13 protein-coding genes are annotated in these 18841 nt (G+C 70.8%); 5 read left to right on the plus strand and 8 right to left on the minus strand.

Annotated elements, in window-relative coordinates; translation table 11 throughout:
* Window positions 1-124: 124 nt before the first annotated feature.
* A complete protein-coding gene (locus tag ACZ5WC_RS10410) occupies window positions 125-982 on the plus strand; it encodes a Cof-type HAD-IIB family hydrolase (protein ID WP_468540399.1) in 858 nt (285 codons plus the stop codon).
* 71 nt (window positions 983-1053) lie between these two features.
* On the opposite strand, the gene ACZ5WC_RS10415 is transcribed toward ACZ5WC_RS10410, so the two are convergent.
* From ACZ5WC_RS10415 to hisC, 5 genes are all read right to left on the minus strand, one after another.
* The gene (locus ACZ5WC_RS10415; RefSeq protein WP_468540400.1) at window positions 1054-2760 is read right to left on the minus strand and encodes a GAF domain-containing sensor histidine kinase; all 1707 of its coding nucleotides are present in this window, start codon (window positions 2758-2760) and stop codon (window positions 1054-1056) included.
* A gap of 86 nt (window positions 2761-2846) precedes the next feature.
* The gene (cydD, locus tag ACZ5WC_RS10420) at window positions 2847-6392 is read right to left on the minus strand and encodes a thiol reductant ABC exporter subunit CydD (protein ID WP_468540401.1); all 3546 of its coding nucleotides are present in this window, start codon (window positions 6390-6392) and stop codon (window positions 2847-2849) included.
* Between the two features lie 84 nt (window positions 6393-6476).
* A complete protein-coding gene (gene cydB / locus ACZ5WC_RS10425; RefSeq protein WP_468540402.1) occupies window positions 6477-7478 on the minus strand; it encodes a cytochrome d ubiquinol oxidase subunit II in 1002 nt (333 codons plus the stop codon).
* Window positions 7479-7494: 16 nt separating this feature from the next.
* Entirely contained in the window at window positions 7495-9006 is a 1512-nt protein-coding gene (locus ACZ5WC_RS10430; protein WP_468540403.1) for a cytochrome ubiquinol oxidase subunit I, read from the minus strand.
* Window positions 9007-9278: 272 nt separating this feature from the next.
* Window positions 9279-10358 (minus strand): histidinol-phosphate transaminase, encoded by a 1080-nt coding sequence (gene hisC, locus ACZ5WC_RS10435; RefSeq protein WP_096629810.1) that lies wholly within the window; start codon window positions 10356-10358, stop codon window positions 9279-9281.
* A gap of 404 nt (window positions 10359-10762) precedes the next feature.
* Between hisC and ACZ5WC_RS10440 the strand changes: the two genes are divergently transcribed.
* From ACZ5WC_RS10440 to ACZ5WC_RS10450, 3 genes are all read left to right on the plus strand, one after another.
* Entirely contained in the window at window positions 10763-11875 is a 1113-nt protein-coding gene (locus ACZ5WC_RS10440; RefSeq protein WP_096629812.1) for a LacI family DNA-binding transcriptional regulator, read from the plus strand.
* Between the two features lie 196 nt (window positions 11876-12071).
* On the plus strand, window positions 12072-13271 hold the full coding sequence (locus ACZ5WC_RS10445; protein WP_468540404.1) for a metallophosphoesterase: 1200 nt from the start codon (window positions 12072-12074) through the stop codon (window positions 13269-13271).
* Between the two features lie 198 nt (window positions 13272-13469).
* Entirely contained in the window at window positions 13470-14300 is an 831-nt protein-coding gene (locus tag ACZ5WC_RS10450) for a hypothetical protein (RefSeq protein ID WP_468540405.1), read from the plus strand.
* Between the two features lie 106 nt (window positions 14301-14406).
* On the opposite strand, the gene ACZ5WC_RS10455 is transcribed toward ACZ5WC_RS10450, so the two are convergent.
* Both ACZ5WC_RS10455 and thiC read right to left on the minus strand, forming a co-directional pair.
* The gene (locus ACZ5WC_RS10455; protein WP_468540406.1) at window positions 14407-14763 is read right to left on the minus strand and encodes a DUF805 domain-containing protein; all 357 of its coding nucleotides are present in this window, start codon (window positions 14761-14763) and stop codon (window positions 14407-14409) included.
* Window positions 14764-15042: 279 nt separating this feature from the next.
* Window positions 15043-16821, minus strand: a complete 1779-nt coding sequence (gene thiC / locus ACZ5WC_RS10460; RefSeq protein WP_096629818.1) for a phosphomethylpyrimidine synthase ThiC — start codon at window positions 16819-16821, stop codon at window positions 15043-15045.
* Between the two features lie 196 nt (window positions 16822-17017).
* Here thiC and ACZ5WC_RS10465 point away from each other — a divergent pair, with 196 nt between their 5' ends.
* Window positions 17018-18373, plus strand: coding sequence for a YibE/F family protein (locus tag ACZ5WC_RS10465; protein ID WP_468540407.1), 1356 nt, complete (start codon window positions 17018-17020; stop codon window positions 18371-18373).
* Between the two features lie 7 nt (window positions 18374-18380).
* On the opposite strand, the gene ACZ5WC_RS10470 is transcribed toward ACZ5WC_RS10465, so the two are convergent.
* Window positions 18381-18818, minus strand: a complete 438-nt coding sequence (locus ACZ5WC_RS10470) for an SsgA family sporulation/cell division regulator (protein WP_096629822.1) — start codon at window positions 18816-18818, stop codon at window positions 18381-18383.
* Window positions 18819-18841 lie beyond the last annotated feature (23 nt).

Here is an 18841-nt window from a genome sequence, read left to right on the forward strand (position 1 = left end):
GAGCCTGACGTCCGCCGGCAGCCGTTGGCATATTCCTGCGGAATGTTCCGCAGATCAGGGGCGCGCGCACTCAAATGTGCGCCCCTGCGCACGCCCGTGCACTTCCGTGGGCGAGAATGACCCGGTGACCTCAGTGACCGATGCGCCCCTTCCCGCCGTGACCCGGCTGATCGCCACCGACCTCGACGGCACCCTGCTGCGCGACGACAAGACGCTCTCCGCGCGCACGGTCGCGGCCCTCGCCGCAGCCGAGGAGGCCGGGATCGAGGTCTTCTTCGTCACCGGTCGGCCGGCCCGCTGGATGGATGTCGTCCGGGACCACGTCCACAGCCATGGCACAGCGATCTGCGCCAACGGCGCCGTGGTCACCGATCTGCGGACGGACGGCGATCTCCTCTCCGTACGGCCGCTGGAGCGCGACGCCGCCCTCCATGTCGTCCACGCCCTGCGCGCGGCGGCCCCCGGCACCTCCTTCGCCGTCGAACTGACCACCGGCATCAACTACGAACCGGCCTACCCGCCCTTCCACCTGGACCCGGGCGCCGCCGTGGCCGTCGCCGAGAAGCTGCTCCACGAGGACACCCCGGGCTCCGGCGCGCCCGTGATCAAGCTGCTCGCCCACCACACCGAGCTGGCCCCCGACGCGTTCCTCTCCCTGGCCCGTACGGCCGCCGGGGACCGGGCCTCCTTCACCCGGTCCAGCCCCTCCGCACTCCTTGAGGTCAGCGGCTTCGGGGTCTCCAAGGCCACCACGCTCGCCGCCTGTTGTACCGAGCGGGGCATCTCGCCCGCCGAGGTGGTCGCCTTCGGGGACATGCCCAACGACATCGAGATGCTCAGCTGGGCCGGTACCTCCTACGCGATGGGCAACGCCCACCCGGACGCGCTGGCCGCCGCCTCGGGCCGGACCACGACCAACGAGGAGGACGGCGTGGCGGTCGTCATCGAGCGGATCCTCGCCGCCCGCGTGCAAGGCCGCTGACGTCCCGGAGGTTCGCTGAATCCTTTCGGCAGGCCGAGCACCCGCCCGCCCGGACAGCGGCTCACAGCGGCTCACAGCGGTGCCTCCCACACCACCGTCGTACCGCCGCCTCCCTCCCCGATCCCCGGGGCGATCCGGCTCGCCCCGCCCAGGGAGTCGGCGCGGCGGGCCAGGTTCCGCAGTCCGCTGCGGCGGCCGCCCTCCGGGATGCCCACCCCGTCGTCGGCGACCGAGAGGCGTACCGCGCTCCGCCCGTCCGGCAGGGTCACCGTCGCGTCGACGACCACGTCGATCAGCGAGGCCTGTGCGTGCCGGAACGCGTTGGAGAGGGCCTCGCGCAGCGCCGCCACGAGGTTCTTTCCGGTCAGCTCGCCGACGACGGAGTCCACCGGGCCCAGGAAGCGGTGCGAGGGTTTGAAGCCGAGCGGGACGGCCGCCATGTTGATCTCCCGCAGCACCCGGGTGCGCAGCCCCGCGGGGGCCTCGGCCGGTTCCTGCTGGAGCGCGAAGATGGCCGTACGGATCTCCTGAATGGTCACGTCCAGTTCGTCGACCGCCCGGCCGACGCCGGTCCGCACCTCGGGCACCACCGATCCGCGCTGGGCGCTCTCCAGCATCATCCCGGTGGCGAACAGCCGTTGGATGACCAGGTCGTGGAGGTCACGGGCGATCCGGTCGCGGTCCTCGTACACCGCGAGCCGCTCCCGGTCCCGCTGGGCCTCGGCCATCATCAGCGCGAGCGCGGCCTGGGAGGCGAACTGGGTGGCGAGCGTCCGCTCGGTGTCCGTGAACGGCCGCGCGCCCCGGGCCCGGGGGGTCGCCAGCGCTCCGAGCACCCGGCCGCCGCTGTGCAGCGGCAGCAGCATGCTGGGGCCGAACCGGCCGGCCAGCCTGGTGATCATCCGGCTGTCGGTGGCCGAGTCGTCGATGAACACCGCCTCACCGGCGAGCAGCTTCGCCACCACCGGGCTCCGGGGCGGGATGATCACTCCGAGCGAGGACGAGGGGTTGTCGGAGGAGACGGCGACGATCTCCAGACCGCCTTCCTCGGCGGGCAGCAGCACGATCCCGGCGGCGGAGTCGGCGAGCCTGCGGGCCTGTTCGGCGACGACGGACAGCGCGTCGTCGGCGTCCCCGCCCGACAGGAGCGCCGTGGTCACCGCGACCGACCCGTCGATCCAGCGCTCCCGCTGCCGCGCCGCCTCGTACAGCCGGGCGTTGCCGATGGCGATCCCTGCCTCCGTCGCGAGCACCCGGACCATGTGCAGGTCGTAGTCGCTGAACTCGGCACCGCCCTCCTTCTCCGTCAGGTAGAGGTTGCCGAAGATCTCCCCCTGAACCCGGATCGGGACCCCGAGGAACGTCCGCATCCGGGGGTGGCTCGCCGGGAACCCCGCGGACCGCGGATCGCTGGTCAGATCCGCCAGCCGTACGGGAGCGGGGTCGTGGATCAGCGCGCCGAGCAGGCCGCGGTGGCCGTCGGGCCGACGGCCGATCGCGTCGGCGACCTCCTGCGGAACGCCGTACGTGACGAAGTCCGAGAGCCCTTCGCCCGCCTCGTCGACGACGCCGATCGCGGCGTACCGGGCGTGCGCGAGCTCGGCGGCGGTCTCGCAGATCCGGTCCAGGGTGGAGTGGAGTTCCAGTCCCGTGCCGACGGAGCGCATCGCCTCCAGGAGCTGCGGCACCCGCGCGGTGAGCTCGGTGGACAGGCCCTGGAGGCTGCGGGTGGCCCGGGTGGCGGCGTCGAGTGAGTCCTTCGGGTCAGGCTCTGCCATGACCCGAGCCTAGTTAGTACGGATTGGTAGAGAAAGTCGGGAATGACCGTATCGGTGGTACCAGCGGCGGTCCGGGGAGGCGGAAGTCAGCGGCCCGCCCCCGTCATCCCCGCTGTCCCCCGTTCACGCTCCAGCAAGTCCCGCAGCGGGCCGTCCTCGGCGGCGAGTTCGGCGTACGGTCCCCGCTGCACCACCCGGCCCGCGTCCAGCACCAGCACCTCGTCGACCGCGTCGAGGCCGGTCAGCCGGTGGGTGATCAGCACCGTCGCACATCCCCGGGTCGCGGCCAGCAGGTCGGCGGTCAGGGCGTCGGCGGTCGGCAGGTCGAGGTGCTCGGCCGGTTCGTCCAGGACGAGCACGGGGAAGCCCGCGAGCAGCGCGCGTGCCAGGGCGAGGCGCTGACGCTGGCCGCCGGAGAGCCGCGCTCCGTGTTCGCCCACCGGGGTGTCGAGCCCCTCGGGCAGGGCCAGCACCCAGTCCAGCAGCCGGGCCCGGGAGAGCGCTTCGCGCAGTTCGGCGTCCCGCGCCCCGGGGCGGGCGAGGCGCAGGTTCTCCCGGATCGTGCTGTCGAAGACATGCGCGTCCTGGGCGCACAGCCCCACCGAGCGCCGGACCGTGTCCGGCTCCAGTGCGGCCGCCGCCACGCCGCCGAGCCGGTAGGTCCCCGACGAGGCGTCCAGGAACCGCAGGAGGACCTGGGCGAGCGTCGTCTTGCCCGAGCCGGAGGGGCCCACGACCGCGATGCGCCGTCCGGGCGTCAGCGTCAGGTCGAGCGAGACCAGCGCGTCCTGCCCGGACCCCGGGTAGCGGGCGGTCAGCCCCCGTACCTCCAGCGGGAAGGGAGACGCGGGCTCCTCGGCCGGCGCCGTGGTCTCCTGTACGGGCGCGGGGGCGTCCAGCACCTCGAACACCCGCTCCGCGCTCCGGGCGACGCGCTGGCGGTACTGCACGGCGAGCGGCAGTCCGGCGACGGCCTCGAAGGCGGCGAGCGGGGTCAGCACCACGACGGCGAGCGCGACCCCGGACAACCGTCCGTCCCCCACGGCGGGGACGGCGACGATCCCGGCGGCCACCACGGTGAGCCCGCAGACCAGGGCGGAGAGCCCGCCGCCCAGTGCCGTGGCGGCGGCCGCCCGGGAGGCGATCCGGGTCAGGAACGTGTCGGCTTCGCGCAGCCGCTCCTGCCGGGCGGGCAGAGCTCCCGCGACGGTCAGTTCGGCGGTGCCGCCGAGGAGATCGGTGACCCGGGTGGCCAGGGCGGCGCGGGCGGGCGCGAGCTGACGCTCCGTACGGCGGGCACAGGCCCCGCTGACCAGCGGCACGCCGACCCCGGCGACCAGGAGGCCCACCGCCAGGATCACACCCGCCGCCGGGAGCAGCCAGCCGGTGAACCCGGCGGCCGCCGTCCCCACCACGAGGGCGGTCCCGACGGGCAGCAGCCAGCGCAGCCAGTAGTCCTGGAGCGCGTCCACATCGGCGACGAGCCGGGAGAGCAGATCGCCCCGGCGGGTGGTGCGCAGACCGGCGGGGGCGATGCGTTCGAGGCCCCGGTAGACGGCGACGCGCAGCTCGGCGAGGAGCTTCAGGACGGCGTCGTGCGAGACGAGCCGCTCGGCGTAGCGGAACACCGCCCGGCCGATGCCGAAGGCACGGGTCGCAGTGACCGCCATCATCAGATACAGGACCGGGGGCTGTTCGGAGGCGCGGGAGATCAGCCAGCCGGAGACCGCCATGAGCCCCACGGCCGAACCGACCGCCAAGCTGCCCAGCAGCAGGGCCAGGGCCAGCTGTCCGCGCCGTGCCCCGGCGGACTCACGGACCCGGGCGAGCACCCGCCCGGTCCGGCTGCCGGCCGTACGGAAGGGGTCGGGAGTCTCCGCGCGGCGGGCGTCCAGCAGCTCGCCCCCGGCCAGGGGCTGCGGTATGGCGGGGCCCGGTGCGTCGACGCCCGCGAGCGCCGTCGCGTACGGCTCCGTACCGCCCTCCGCACGGCCCTCCGTGCGCGGCTCCAGCGTCACCACCCGGTCGGCCACCGCCAGCAGCGCCGGACGGTGTACGACGAGCAGCACGGTCCGCCCGGCCGCCAGTCTCCGTACGGCGTCGACGATGCCCGCCTCGCTCTCGCCGTCCAGGCTCGCGGTCGGCTCGTCCAGCAGCAGGAGCGGCCGGTCGGCGAGGAACGCACGGGCCAGGGCGAGGCGCTGGCGCTGCCCGGCGGAGAGCCCGGCCCCGTCCTCGCCCAGCTCGGTCCGCATCCCGTCGGGCAGCGCGGCGACGAAGTCGTACGCCCCGGCGTCCCGCAGCGCCGCGAGGACCGCCTCGTCGTCGGCGCCGGGCCGGGCGAGGCGGACGTTCTCGGCGATCGTGCCCGCGAAGAGGTGGGGCCGCTGGGGCACCCAGGCGATCCGGCTCCGCCAGCGCTCCGGGTCCAGGTCCGCGAGATCCCGGCCCCCGACACGTACGCGACCCTCGTCGGGCCGGGCGAAGCCCAGGACCACGTTCAACAGGGTGGACTTGCCGACGCCGCTGGGGCCGACCAGGGCGACGGTCTCCCCCGGCTCGACGGTGAGCGACGCGGCGCCCAACGAGGGCGCGGCGCGACCCTCGTGGCGCACGGTCACCTCCGCCAGCTCCAGCCGCAGCGTGGCCGGGACATCCCCGGTACCCGATGCCCTGGGCTCGGTCTCCAGAACCGTGAAGATCTCCTCGGCGGCCGAGAGCCCCTCGGCCGCCGCGTGGTACTGCGCCCCGACCTGGCGGATCGGCAGGTACGCCTCCGGGGCCAGGATCAGGACCACCAGGCCGGTGTAGAGGTCGAGTTCGCCGTGGACGAGCCGCATACCGATGGTGACGGCGACAAGGGCCACCGACAGGGTCGCCAGCAGCTCCAGGGCGAAGGAGGAGAGGAAGGCGATACGCAGGGTGCGCAGGGTGGCCCGGCGGTAGTCGGAGGTGATCGCACGGATCGACTCGGCCTGCGCCTTGGCCCGTCCGAAGACCTTCAGGGTCGGCAGCCCGGCGACGACATCCAGGAAATGCCCGGAAAGCCGGGACAGCAGCTGCCACTGACGGTCCATCCGGGCCTGGGTGGCCCAGCCGATGAGAACCATGAAGAGGGGGATGAGCGGCAGGGTGACGACGATGATCGCCGCCGACACCCAGTCCTCGGTGACGATCCGGGCCAGCACCGCCACCGGGACGACGACCGCGAGCCCGAGCTGCGGCAGATAACGCGCGAAGTAGTCGTCGAGCGCGTCGACCCCCCGGGTCGCCAGGGCGACGAGCGAACCGGTGCGCTGCCCGCTCAGCCAGTCCGGCCCCAGCCGCGCGGCCCGCTCCAGCAGCCGGCCGCGCAGTTCGGACTTGACGGCCGCACTCGCCCGGTGGGCCGCCAGTTCGGTGAGCCAGGCGACGAAGGCCCGTCCGAGAGCGACGGCGGCGAGCAGGAGCAGGGGGGTCCGGAGGTCGGTGACCGTGAGCCCGCCCTCGAACCCGCCGACCACGATCTCGGCGATGAGCATCGCCTGAGCGATCACCAGCAGGGCACCGACCAGACCGAGACCCACCACGGCCGCCAGGAAGAGGCGGGTGGCCCGTGCGTAGCGGAGCAGACGCGGATCGATCGGTTTCACGTGAAACATCCCCCAGTGGGATCGGTGGGATCTGTGGCCCCGTCGGCCCTGCGGGAGCAGCGGGGCCGACAGGGCCCACGGCCATCAGTGCGCGTCGGCGATGTGCTGGGTGCCGATGCGCTTGCGGAAGACCCAGTACGTCCAGCTCTGGTAGAGCAGCACCACGGGCGTGGCGATGCCCGCGCACCAGGTCATGATCTTGAGCGTGTACGGGCTGGACGAGGCGTTGGTGACGGTGAGGTTCCAGGCGTCGTTCAGCGAGGACGGCATGACGTTCGGGAAGAGCGTCAGGAACAACATCGCCACCGCGGCCGCGATCGTCACTCCCGAGAGCGCGAACGACCAGCCCTCACGCCCCTTGGCGATGGCCCCGATCGCGCCCAGGAGCGCCACCACCGCCACGACCAGGGCCCCCAGGCTCCAGCCGTCCCCGTTGTCGGCCTGGGTCCAGAGCAGGAAGCCCAGCGCGAGCACCGCGGTGACCGGGCCCAGCTTCAGGGCCAGGGCGCGGGCCCGGGCCCGGATGTCACCGGCCGTCTTGAGACCGGCGAACACCGCCCCGTGGAACGTGAACAGGGTGAGCGTGACGAGTCCGCCGAGGATCGCGTACGGGTTGAGGAGGTCCCAGAAGTTGCCGACGTACTCCATGTCCGCGTCGATCTTCACGCCGCGCACGATGTTGCCGAACGCCACGCCCCACAGCACGGCGGGGATCAGGGAGGTCCAGAAGATCGCGGTCTCCCAGTTCGTCTGCCACCGTTCCTCGGGCCGCTTGGCGCGGTACTCGAAGGCCACGCCGCGCACGATCAGGCAGAACAGGATGATCAGCAGCGGCAGGTAGAAGCCGGAGAAGAGGGTGGCGTACCACTCGGGGAAGGCGGCGAAGGTCGCGCCGCCCGCGGTGAGCAGCCAGACCTCGTTGCCGTCCCAGACGGGCCCGATCGTGTTGATCAGGACCCGCTTCTCCTTGCGGTCGCGGGCCAGCAGCTTGGTGAGGACCCCGATACCGAAGTCGAATCCCTCCAAGAAGAAGTAGCCGGTCCAGAGGACGGCGATGAGCACGAACCAGACGTCGTGGAGTTCCATCTCTCAGCTCCTGTGCTCAGTACGAGAAGGCCATCGGCCTGTCGGCGTCTTCATCGTCGTGACCGCCGATCCTGGTGGGCGGGTTGAGGTCGCTCTCGGTGAGTTCCGGCGGCCCGGCCTTGACGTACTTCACGAGCAGCTTCACCTCGATCACGGCGAGCACCGCGTAGAGCAGGGTGAAGACGGTCATCGAGGTGATCACCTCGCCCTGCGAGACACCGGGGGAGACGCCCGCGCGGGTCTGGAGCACCCCGTAGACCACCCACGGCTGGCGGCCCATCTCGGTGAAGATCCAGCCCCAGGAGTTGGCGATCAGCGGGAAGAGCATGGTCCAGAGCGCGACGAGCCAGTAGAGCTTGGTGAACCGCGGGCTCAGCGCCTTGTTCCGGAACAGGACCAGATGCGGCACCTCGTCCTCACCGGTCCGCATCGCCGGTGGCAACAGGAACTTCTTCCGGGTCAGCCAGAGCCCCAGGAGGCCGAGGCCGAAGGAGGCCATACCGAAGCCGATCATCCAGCGGAAGCTCCAGAACGCGACCGGGATATTGGGCCGGTAGTCGCCGGGCCCGTACTTCTCCTGCGACTCCCTGTTGACGTCGTTGATACCGGGGACGTACGAGTCGACGTCACTGTTGGCGAGGAAGGACAGTATCCCGGGGAGCGAGATCTCCACCGTGTTGTGGCCCTTGCTGACATCCCCGTACGCGAAGAGCGAGAACGGTGCCCGCTCCTGGCCGTCCCACAGCGCCTCCGCCGCGGCCATCTTCATCGGCTGCTGCCGGAACATGACCTTGGCCAGCATGTCGCCGCTGACAGCGGTGAGCAGCCCGGAGATCACGATCGTGACCAGGCCCAGGCGCAGCGAGGTCCGCATCACCGGGATGTGCTTCTTGCGGGCCAGGTGGAACGCGGCGATGCCGACCATGAAGGCCCCGCCGACGAGGAAGGCCGCCGTGATGGTGTGGAAGAACTGGGTCACCGCGGTGTCCTGGGTGAGCACCCGCCAGAAGTCCGTGAGCTCGGCGCGGCCGCGCTCCTCGTTGATCCGGTAACCGACCGGGTGCTGCATCCAGGAGTTGGCCGCCAGGATGAAGTAGGCGGACAGGACCGTGCCGATCGAGACCATCCACATGCAGGCCAGGTGGATCTTCTTCGGCAGCTTGTCCCAGCCGAAGATCCACAGCCCGATGAAGGTGGACTCGAAGAAGAAGGCGATCAGCGCCTCGAAGGCGAGCGGGGCACCGAAGATGTCGCCGACGAAGCGCGAGTAGTCGGACCAGTTCATGCCGAACTGGAACTCCTGCACGATGCCCGTGACGACGCCCATGGCGATGTTGATCAGGAACAGCTTGCCCCAGAACTTGGTCGCCCTGAGGTACTTCTCGTTCGCCGTCCGCACCCAGGCGGTCTGCAGGCCGGCGGTGAGCGCGGCGAGCGAGATCGTCAACGGGACGAAGAGGAAGTGGTAGACGGTGGTGATGCCGAACTGCCATCGCGCCAGGGTTTCCGGCGCCAGAGCGAGGTCCACGTCGTCAGTCTCCTTACATCGCCGTGTTCATACCGGCACTATGCCCCGTTGATCCCACTGATTCCGGGAGAAAGCAGGGCACGCTTGTGAACGCGTTCACATTCACAAGCAATTATGGCGCACACACTTTCGGAGCCTGCGCCGGGGGTACCCCTTTTCGGCCAGCAGGCCTGCGGGAGCCCACGCGGACCCATGCGAAAGGCCCCGGACCTCGTCGATCGAGGTCCGGGGCCCACCCGGCCGTACAGCCGCCGCAGCGCGCTGGAAGAGCGCTACAGCTCCGCGCGGAACTCCGCCGCGGCCTTCAGGAACAGGTCATTGCCCTCGGCCTCGCCGATCGTGACCCGTACGCCCTCGCCCGCGAACGGCCGCACCACCACACCGGCCCGCTCGCAGACGGCGGCGAAGTCGAGGGTGCGGTCCCCCAGCCGCAGCCAGACGAAGTTGGCGTGCGACTCCGGCACCGCCCAGCCCTGACCCGCCAGCGCCTCGCTCACCCGGGCACGCTCCGCGACCAGCGAACCGACCCGGCCCAGCAGCTCGTCCTCGGCCCGGAGCGAGGCCACCGCCGCGTCCTGGGCGACCTGGCTGACGCCGAAGGGGACGGCGGTCTTGCGCAGCGCGGCGGCCACCGGCTCGTGGGCCACCGCGAACCCGACCCGCAGCCCGGCCAGGCCGTACGCCTTGGAGAAGGTCCGCAGCACCGCCACATTGGGCCGGTCCCGGTAGATCTCCAGACCGTCCGGCACATCGGCGTCGCGGATGAACTCCTTGTACGCCTCGTCCAGCACGACCAGCACATCGCCCGGCACCCGGTCCAGGAACCGCTCCAGCTCGGCCCGGCGCACCACGGTGCCGGTGGGGTTGTTCGGGTTGCAGACGAAGATCAGCCGGGTCCGGTCGGTGATCGCCTCCGCCATCGCGTCGAGATCGTGCACATCGCCGTCGGTCAGCGGGACCTTGACCGAGGTCGCGCCGCTGACCTGGGTGATGATCGGGTACGCCTCGAAGGACCGCCAGGCGTAGATGACCTCGTCACCCGGGCCGGAGGTCGCCTGAAGCAGCTGCTGCGCCACGCCCACCGACCCGGTCCCGGTGGCGATGTGCGAGACCGGCACACCGAAACGGTCGGCCAGCTCGTTCATCAGCCCGGTGCAGGCCATGTCCGGGTAGCGGTTGAAGTTGTGCGCGGCGGCGAGCGCCGACTCCAGGACGCCCGGCAGCGGCGGGTAGGGATTCTCGTTGGAGGACAGCTTGTACGCGACCGGTCCGCCGGCCGCCGCCGGCTTGCCGGGCACATAGGCCGGAACGCCATCCAGTTCGGCACGCAGCTTGGGGCTCGTCTCGCTCACCGCAGGTCCTCCTCGACCGTCCGTTCACAGCAATACTGCTCACCCTATGAGGATTGAGCCCCGCTGCGAATGGCCCGAGCGGCAAATCGACCGCAGTGCCCGGGAATGCTCCCTGCCGCGGAACCGCTCCGGCCGCTTCCCCGGGGGAGCGTTTCCCTTTTCGGCGCGCGCCGGTGGCTCACTCCGTGGCGCGCGTCCCCCGAAGTGGTGAGTTGAGACCTCTTCGAGACATCGCACATTTAGCAGGCTGCCACCCGTCAGCACCTGACACACTCATGCAATACCGGCCAACACCCTAGGTTTTCAAGGAAATTGAGCATGGGTGACCATGCAGAAACGTGCCTGTCAACGTGTGCATATGCGACCGGACCGACCGCCCTCCCGAGCCCTACTATCGGCTCGCCATGACAGCAGCAGGGAAGCATCAGGTGAGCCGGACGGAGACCCCCCGGCGCAGCGGCCGGCCGGGACGGGCAGGAATCCGTGACGTGGCCGCCGCGGCCGGAGTTTCGATCACGACCGTCTCCGACGCGCTCAACGGCAAGGGCAGGCTCCCGGACGCCACCCGCCGCCATGTCCGCGAGGTCGCCGAGCGCCTGGGCTACCGCCCGTCCGCCGCGGCCCGAACCCTCCGTACGGGCAAGTCGGGGCTGATCGGCCTGACCGTGACCACGTACGGGAATGAACCTTTCACCTTCACCGAATTCGCGTACTTCGCGGAGATGGCCAGAGCCGCGACCTCCGCGGCCCTCGCCCGCGGCTACGCCCTCGTCATCCTCCCCGCCACCTCCCGGCACGACGTCTGGTCGAACGTCGCGCTCGACGGGACCGTCGTCATCGACCCCTCCGACCAGGACCCGGTCGTCACCGAACTCGTCCGCCAGGGCCTGCCCGTCGTCTCGGACGGCCGCCCGGCCGGGACCCTCCCCGTCACCGCCTGGGTGGACAACGACCACCGGGCCGCCGTGCTCGACCTCCTCGACCATCTCGCCGCCGCCGGGGCCCGCCGTATCGGCCTGCTGACCGGCACCACCACCGACACGTACACCCGGCTCTCCACCAGCGCCTACCTCCACTGGTGCGAGCGGGTCGGCCAGGACCCCGTCTACGAGTCCTACCCGGCCCACGACCCGTGCGCGGGCGCGGTCGCCGCCGACCGGCTGCTCGCCCGCCCGGACCGCCCCGACGCCGTCTACGGCCTCTTCGACCCCAACGGGACCGACCTCCTCGCGGCGGCCCGCCGCTACGGGCTGCGGGTCCCCGAGGACCTGCTGCTGGTCTGTTGCAGCGAGTCCACCGTGTACGCGGCCACCGAACCGCCCATCACGACCCTCTCGCTCAAGCCCCGACGCATCGGCACGGCCGTCGTCCAGCTGCTCATCGACGCCATCGAAGGGGTCGAGCACGACGGGCCGGTCGAGCAGGTCATACCGACGGAGCTCATCGTCCGGACCTCGTCGCAACGCCGTCCGCCGCGCACGACGGTCAGCGCGCCACGCTCCCCCAGCGGGGACTGATCGTTCTCCCCGTGGGGACCGATCGGCTTTTTTCGGACCAATCGGCCGGTGAACCGTGCGTGCGCCCGGATTCACCACCCCTGGTGCGTCACACAGATCGATCCGCATTCCTATGATGGGCGCACGACACCGCGGACCACCCCTACCAGGCAGGGCCCGTCAGGTGTACGGCGGCGCGACGGTGGTGGAGGGGTCGATGACTCAGGGGGCCGGTCAGGAACCCGTGGTGCGGACGGCGACGTTGCGAGACTTCCGGGTTCCGCCGTATGCGCAGACGCCCGTGCCACCACAGGCGCCCGGCGCGGTGACGCACGCTCCGGTGCCGCCGCGGGCGCCGGAACAGCGCGCACCGGCACCGCACGCCGCAGTGCCGCCCCCGGTCCCCGCGCCGGGGACATCCGTCCCGCCGCACACGCCCGCCCCGCCCCCGCTGCCGCATCCCGGCAACGCCGTCGTGGGCGACGAGCCGGAGGGCTACACGCCGACCGAGCGGGACCTCCCTGTCATCAACCGGGGCGACACCGTCCAGGTGCAGACCGTCCCCGAGCCCCGGCCGGTCCCCGAGGACGGGCGCGGCCCGCTGTTCGTCGTCGGCGACGTCCACGGCTATCTGGACGAGCTGCTCGCCGCCCTCGCCGAGCAGGGCCTCATCGACGCCGACGGGAACTGGGCCGCGGGCAACGCCCGGCTGTGGTTCCTGGGCGACTTCACCGACCGCGGCCCCGACGGCATCGGGGTCATCGACCTGGTCATGCGGCTCTCCGCGGAGGCTGCGGCCGCCGGGGGCTACTGCAAGGCCCTGATGGGCAACCACGAGCTGCTGCTGCTCGGCGCCAAGCGGTTCGCCGACACCCCCGTCAACTCCGGGGCGGGCACCGCCACCTTCCAGGCCGCCTGGCTGCTCAACGGTGGCCAGAAGACCGACATGGAGCGCCTCCAGGACGTCCATCTCCAGTGGATGTCCCGGCTCGACGCAATCGTCGAGGAGGACGGGCATCTGCTGATGCACTCCGACACGACGGCCTACCTCGACTACGGGTCCACCATCGAGGACGTCAACGACACGATCACGGCCATTCTCACGCGTAACGACGCCGACGAGTGCTGGGACCTCTTCCGCAAGCTCACCAAGCGATTCGCCTTCCGGGACGAGGGCGGCGCCGATGCGGTGCGCGAGCTGATGGCGACGTACGGCGGACAGCGCGTCGTCCATGGTCACAGCCCCATTCCGTATCTCCTGGGCGAGGTCGGCTCGGAGGACGGCGAGGACGGTTCCGGGCCCGTGGTCAACGGTCCGCATGTGTACGCCGACGGGCTCGCGATCGCCATGGACGGGGGGGTGACCATGGCCGGAAAACTGCTGGTCGTCCAACTCCCCCTGCATGACCAGGTGTAAGCGGGGAAGACGCACCAGCGTTCCGCCCGCGCGGACCGCGCCGATCGTCGGGCCCCTCACCGGGCCCAATTCCGGAAACACCCTGTCACCCCGTGCCGTGGGCGCTCTACCATCGGCGTATCAGTAGCAGGCTCTCCTCCGTTTCCGCCCGATCGCCCGGTCCGTACGGGCAGCCGGGCACCGACGGAGCATCGGGGGATGCAGATGACAAGCGCTCCGCACCTGCTGGCCGAGGACGGTCCCGAGTACGAGCGGATCCTGGGCGACGCACTGCGCCACGCTCATGAACGACCGGATCTGGAGGGCGTCGGGGACCGGCTCAACACCGAACAGCTGCGCACCATGGCACTGAGCGCGACAGCGCTGATCACCGCCGCCGCGGCCACCGAGTACGACCACTACGTCAAGGCCCGGGCCGAACTGCGCGGCACGGCGGCCGCCGACGGAGCGGACGGCGCCCCGGTCCTGGACGGGCCGCAGAGCACCGCGGCCGGATCGGGCGCCGGGATAGGCGCGGTCGTCACGGTCCTGACCCCGCTCCTGGCCGGCACCGCGGCGGTCATCTTCCTGCTCGTCGGCTACCTGCTGAAAGCGGTCAGCCCGTCGGTGGCCTTCGGCGACTCGATGGTCGCGGCCGGGTGGTTCTTCGCGGCGGTCGCCGCCGCGGCGATCCTGGTCGCCGCCGTCGGACTACTCGTCACCGCCCTCCGCAACGGCGCGACGTCCCTGGCCGCCGAGAACGAGGAACGGGAGCTTCCGGAGGAGGTGGCCCGCGCCCGGGAGGCCTGGCGCCACGCCCTGCTGGAGCGCGGCATCCTGCCGTTCCTCCGGGACGCCCTGGCCGATCCCACGGCGGGCCCCGCCGCTCGGACTCCGCACCGCTCGCCCAACCGCATCCCGAAGATCGGCTACAGCAGGCCGGACTTCTCCGGCCCGGACGACGGCCCCGCCGCGGGCCCCCGGCCGACCTTCACCAGCCCCGACTTCACGAGCCCGGACTTCGGCGGCCCGGAACACCGGCCGGACTGACACCGGCCGGACCGAGCCGGCCCTCAGGCCCCGGACACACCGCGGGCCGGGGCGGCAGTTGCCGCGCCCGGCCCGGGGGATGCTCCGGATCGACCGAAGCGGTGGATCAGCCGACCTGCGGCGCGAGCTTCGGGTTGGCGCCGTGCTCGTTCGCCTCCGGCTTGCCCTCCGAGGCGAGGAAGACGATCAGGACGATGAAGCCGACCAGCGGGACGAGCCCGATCAGCAGCCACCAGCCCGAGCGGCTGGTGTCGTGCAGGCGGCGGACGGCGACGGCGAGCGTCGGGACGAGGACCGCGACGGCGTAGAGGTAGTACAGGATGTCCGTCCCGATCAGACTGCCGAGGATCGACAGGACGAGAGAGATGACGAAGCTGATGAGCGTGAACATCCAGTACTCCTTGCGGCGCGCGCGTCCGCTGAAGCCTGCGTAGTTCTTGAGTACAGCCAGGTACCAGTTCATGGTGTTCCCTCCCCGGGCCCCCGTGCGAGGGCTTCCAATTTCAGCCAAGCAAGCCGGAAAGTAAGCCACGGATAAGGAAAGGGTCAAGCCAAGGTGAGCTGATAGCCAAACATACATACAGCTGCCACACGACCGTGTCCATACTGTCGCTTAACAAGCGGCCCAACCAGGGCATATGGCCATCAACGCCATCAAGTCACCCATAGCGCAAGGAAACGGACCCAGCCTGTTCCGGCCCACCGAGGAGGGCCGGAACAGGCTGTCGGTGATCGGGCCGGGTCAGTCCGCGATGGGCAGATAGACCCGGTTGCCCGCGGCCGCGAACTCCTTCGACTTCTCGGCCATGCCCTGCTCGATCTCCTCCTGCGAGCCACCGTGCTGACGGCGGATGTCCTGGGAGATCTTCATCGAGCAGAACTTCGGACCGCACATCGAGCAGAAGTGCGCTGTCTTCGCCGGCTCGGCGGGCAGCGTCTCGTCGTGGAACTCCCGGGCCGTGTCCGGGTCGAGGGCCAGGTTGAACTGGTCCTCCCACCGGAACTCGAACCGCGCGTCCGAGAGCGCGTCGTCCCACTCCTGCGCGCCCGGGTGCCCCTTGGCCAGGTCGGCCGCGTGGGCGGCGATCTTGTAGGTGATCACGCCCGTCTTCACGTCGTCCCGGTTGGGCAGCCCCAGGTGCTCCTTGGGCGTGACGTAGCAGAGCATCGCCGTGCCCCACCAGGCGATCATCGCGGCGCCGATGCCCGAGGTGATGTGGTCGTAGGCGGGCGCGACGTCCGTGGTCAGCGGGCCGAGCGTGTAGAACGGCGCCTCCTCGCAGATCTCCTGCTGGAGGTCGATGTTCTCCTTGATCTTGTGCATCGGGACGTGCCCGGGGCCCTCGATCATCGTCTGGACGCCGAACCGCTTGGCGATCGTGTTCAGTTCGCCCAGCGTGCGCAGCTCGGCGAACTGCGCCTCGTCGTTGGCGTCCGCGATCGAGCCGGGGCGCAGCCCGTCGCCGAGCGAGTAGGTGACGTCGTACGTCGCGAGGATCTCGCAGAGCTCCTCGAAGTGCTCGTACAGGAACGACTCCTTGTGGTGCGCCAGGCACCAGGCCGCCATGATCGAGCCGCCGCGCGAGACGATGCCGGTCTTACGGCGAGCCGTCAGCGGGACATACGGCAGGCGCACTCCGGCGTGCACCGTCATGTAGTCCACGCCCTGCTCGGCCTGCTCGATGACGGTGTCCTTGTAGATCTCCCAGGTCAGCTCCTCGGCCCGGCCGTCGACCTTCTCCAGGGCCTGGTAGAGCGGAACGGTCCCGATCGGCACGGGGGAGTTGCGCAGCACCCACTCGCGGGTGGTGTGGATGTTGCGCCCGGTGGACAGGTCCATGACCGTGTCGGCGCCCCACTTGGTCGCCCAGGTCATCTTGTCCACCTCCTCCTCGATGGAGGAGGTGACCGCCGAGTTGCCGATGTTGGCGTTGACCTTCACCAGGAACCGCTTGCCGATGATCATCGGCTCGATCTCCGGGTGGTTGACGTTGGCCGGCAGCACCGCCCGGCCCGCCGCGATCTCCTCGCGGACGACCTCGGGCTCCACGTTCTCCCGGATCGCGACGTACTCCATCTCCGGGGTGATCTCCCCCCGCCGGGCGTACGCGAGCTGAGTGACGGGCCGCCCGTCACGGCTGCGGCGCGGCTGGCGCGGGCGGCCGGGGAAGACCGCGTCGAGGTTGCGCAGTCCGCCGCGCGGCGAGGTGTGCTTGAGCCCGTCGTCCTCGGGCCGGACCGGGCGGCCCGCGTACTCCTCGGTGTCGCCGCGGGCGATGATCCAGTTCTCCCGCAGGGGCGCGAGGCCGCGGCGGACGTCGGTGTCGATGGAGGCGTCGGTGTACGGCCCCGAGGTGTCGTACAGCGTCACATCCTTGCCATTGGTGAGGTGCACCTGTCGAACCGGCACCCGGAGGTCCGGGCGTGAGCCCTGGACGTACCCCTTGTGCCAGCCGATGGACTTCCCGGCCTCGTCGTCGTTCCGATCGGAGGCAGGCGTGCGTGCGTCCGCTGTGGTCATGAGACCTACTCCCTACGCCGGCATTACCCGGTAACAGGTTCGGCGGTCGGCGCAGCGTGCCCCGTACGGATGTACGGCGATCAGCGCCCTCTCAGCCCGGTGCTCCGAGCTCCCGCGTGTGCAAAGGTGCCTCCACGCTAGCGTCCTTCCCGGCGAGCTGACCAGAGGGCCCTGCCGTTCTTGCGATGATCCCTCCGTGACCTCTCCCCAGAGCGACCCCGCACCCCAGCCGCCCCAGGGCCCCCCGCACGACCACACCCACGGGCATTCGCACAGCCACGGTCCGGCCGCCCCGGTCTCCAAGCACCTGCGCAAGGTCATCGCCGCCGTGGTGATCCCGTTCGCGACGGCGGTCGTCGTCGGCCTGATCGCGTTCTGGCCCGGCGGCGTCCCCGACCACGAACGCACAGGCGTCGGCTTCGACCGGCAGACCCAGGACGGCAAGGTCGTCCAGGTCGTCAAGGTCGACTGCGCGGACGTCAACGCCGCTCAGGTGCCCCCGACCGGCGACACCTCCACGCCCTCGGGCCGGGAGGCCGTCAACGAGCAGGAGGGGGAGTGCGCGAAGGCCACGATCGAGGTGACCACCGGAGACGACAAGGGCCGGAGGTTCGTCGAGGTCGTACAGCCGGACGCGCCCCGCCAGCTGCGCGAGGGCCAGGGCGTGGTCGTGGCGTACGCTCCCGACGCACCGCGCGACCTCCAGTACTCGGTCACCGACGTGGACCGGAAGGTCCCCATGGCGCTGCTGGCCGGGATCTTCGCCCTGGCCGTGGTCCTGGTGGGCAGAATGCGCGGTGTGATGGCGCTGGTGGCGCTCGCCGTGTCGTTCGCCGTGCTGACCCTGTTCATCCTCCCGGCGATCCTTCAGGGCTCGAATCCGCTGGTGGTAGCGGTGATCGGGGCCAGTGCCATCATGCTGGCGGCGCTCTACATGTGCCACGGGGTGACGGCCCGAACGTCCGTCGCGGTCATCGGAACGCTGATCTCGCTGCTGCTGATCGGGCTGCTGGGCTCGCTCTTCATCGGCTGGGCGAGCCTGAGCGGCAACACCGACGACAACACCGGCCTCATCCACGGTCTGTACCCGGACATCGACATGAGCGGTCTGCTGCTCGCCGGCGTCATCATCGGTTCGCTCGGTGTGCTCGACGATGTGACGGTCACCCAGACCTCCGCCGTGTGGGAACTCCACCAGGCCGACCCGGAGATGGGGTGGAAGGGGCTCTACCAGGCAGGTATCCGGATCGGAAGGGACCACATCGCCTCGGTGGTCAACACCCTGGTGCTGGCGTACGCGGGCGCGGCGCTGCCGCTGCTGCTGCTCTTCTCCATCGCGCAGAGCAGTGTGGGAACGGTCGCCAACAGCGAGCTGGTCGCCGAGGAGATCGTCCGCACGCTGGTCGGTTCGATCGGCCTGGTCGCCTCGGTGCCGGTGACCACGGGGCTCGCCGCGCTGGTGGTATCCGCGGACCGCCCGGGCACGGGCGCCATCGCGGCCACGGCCGCCGCGCCCGCGCGGACCGGAAGGGGCCGCCGCCGCAAGAAGTGAGAGGCGGTCAGCCGGCGTTCTGTTCCTCGGCCAGGATGCGGCCCAGCGCCTCCTCCAGGTTCCCGTCGAAGTCACCCAGCGTGTGTTCCTGACCGAGCGGCACCAGCTTGTCCGTCCGGTCGAGAAACGCCACCAGCGGTGCCGTGCCCGCGCGGAACAGCGCACTGTCCTCGCCGACCTGGAGCCGGATGTGCACATCTCCCAGCCCTTCCGGCTCGGTCGGACCGATGTGCACATCTCCGTCGCCGCTCGGGCTGTTGAGCCCGTCCAGCAGCAGTTCGCGACCGAACGCCCAGGTCACAGGGGCATCGCCGGGCAGGTGGAACGTCATCCGGATGGCGTACGGATCGCTGACCTCGTACCGGAGCTCCACCGGAATACGGAACGAGAGCTCCTCGGAGACGAGGAAGCTCATCATGACCTCTGCTTGAACCGATTCGCGCATCGTTCAACCCCGCAGTAGATGAA

This window comes from Streptomyces sp. NPDC033165 (assembly GCF_055577965.1).

Excerpts from the sequence above, each read along its gene's own strand:
- thiC (WP_096629818.1), bottom strand. The coding sequence starts at position 16,821 with ATGACCACAGCGGACGCACGCACGCCTGCCTCCGATCGGAACGACGAC.
- ACZ5WC_RS10445 (WP_468540404.1), top strand. The coding sequence starts at position 12,072 with ATGACTCAGGGGGCCGGTCAGGAACCCGTGGTGCGGACGGCGACGTTG.
- ACZ5WC_RS10455 (WP_468540406.1), bottom strand. The coding sequence starts at position 14,763 with ATGAACTGGTACCTGGCTGTACTCAAGAACTACGCAGGCTTCAGCGGA.
- cydB (WP_468540402.1), bottom strand. The coding sequence starts at position 7,478 with ATGGAACTCCACGACGTCTGGTTCGTGCTCATCGCCGTCCTCTGGACC.
- ACZ5WC_RS10415 (WP_468540400.1), bottom strand. The coding sequence starts at position 2,760 with ATGGCAGAGCCTGACCCGAAGGACTCACTCGACGCCGCCACCCGGGCC.
- ACZ5WC_RS10470 (WP_096629822.1), bottom strand. The coding sequence starts at position 18,818 with ATGCGCGAATCGGTTCAAGCAGAGGTCATGATGAGCTTCCTCGTCTCC.
- ACZ5WC_RS10440 (WP_096629812.1), top strand. The coding sequence starts at position 10,763 with ATGACAGCAGCAGGGAAGCATCAGGTGAGCCGGACGGAGACCCCCCGG.
- ACZ5WC_RS10450 (WP_468540405.1), top strand. The coding sequence starts at position 13,470 with ATGCAGATGACAAGCGCTCCGCACCTGCTGGCCGAGGACGGTCCCGAG.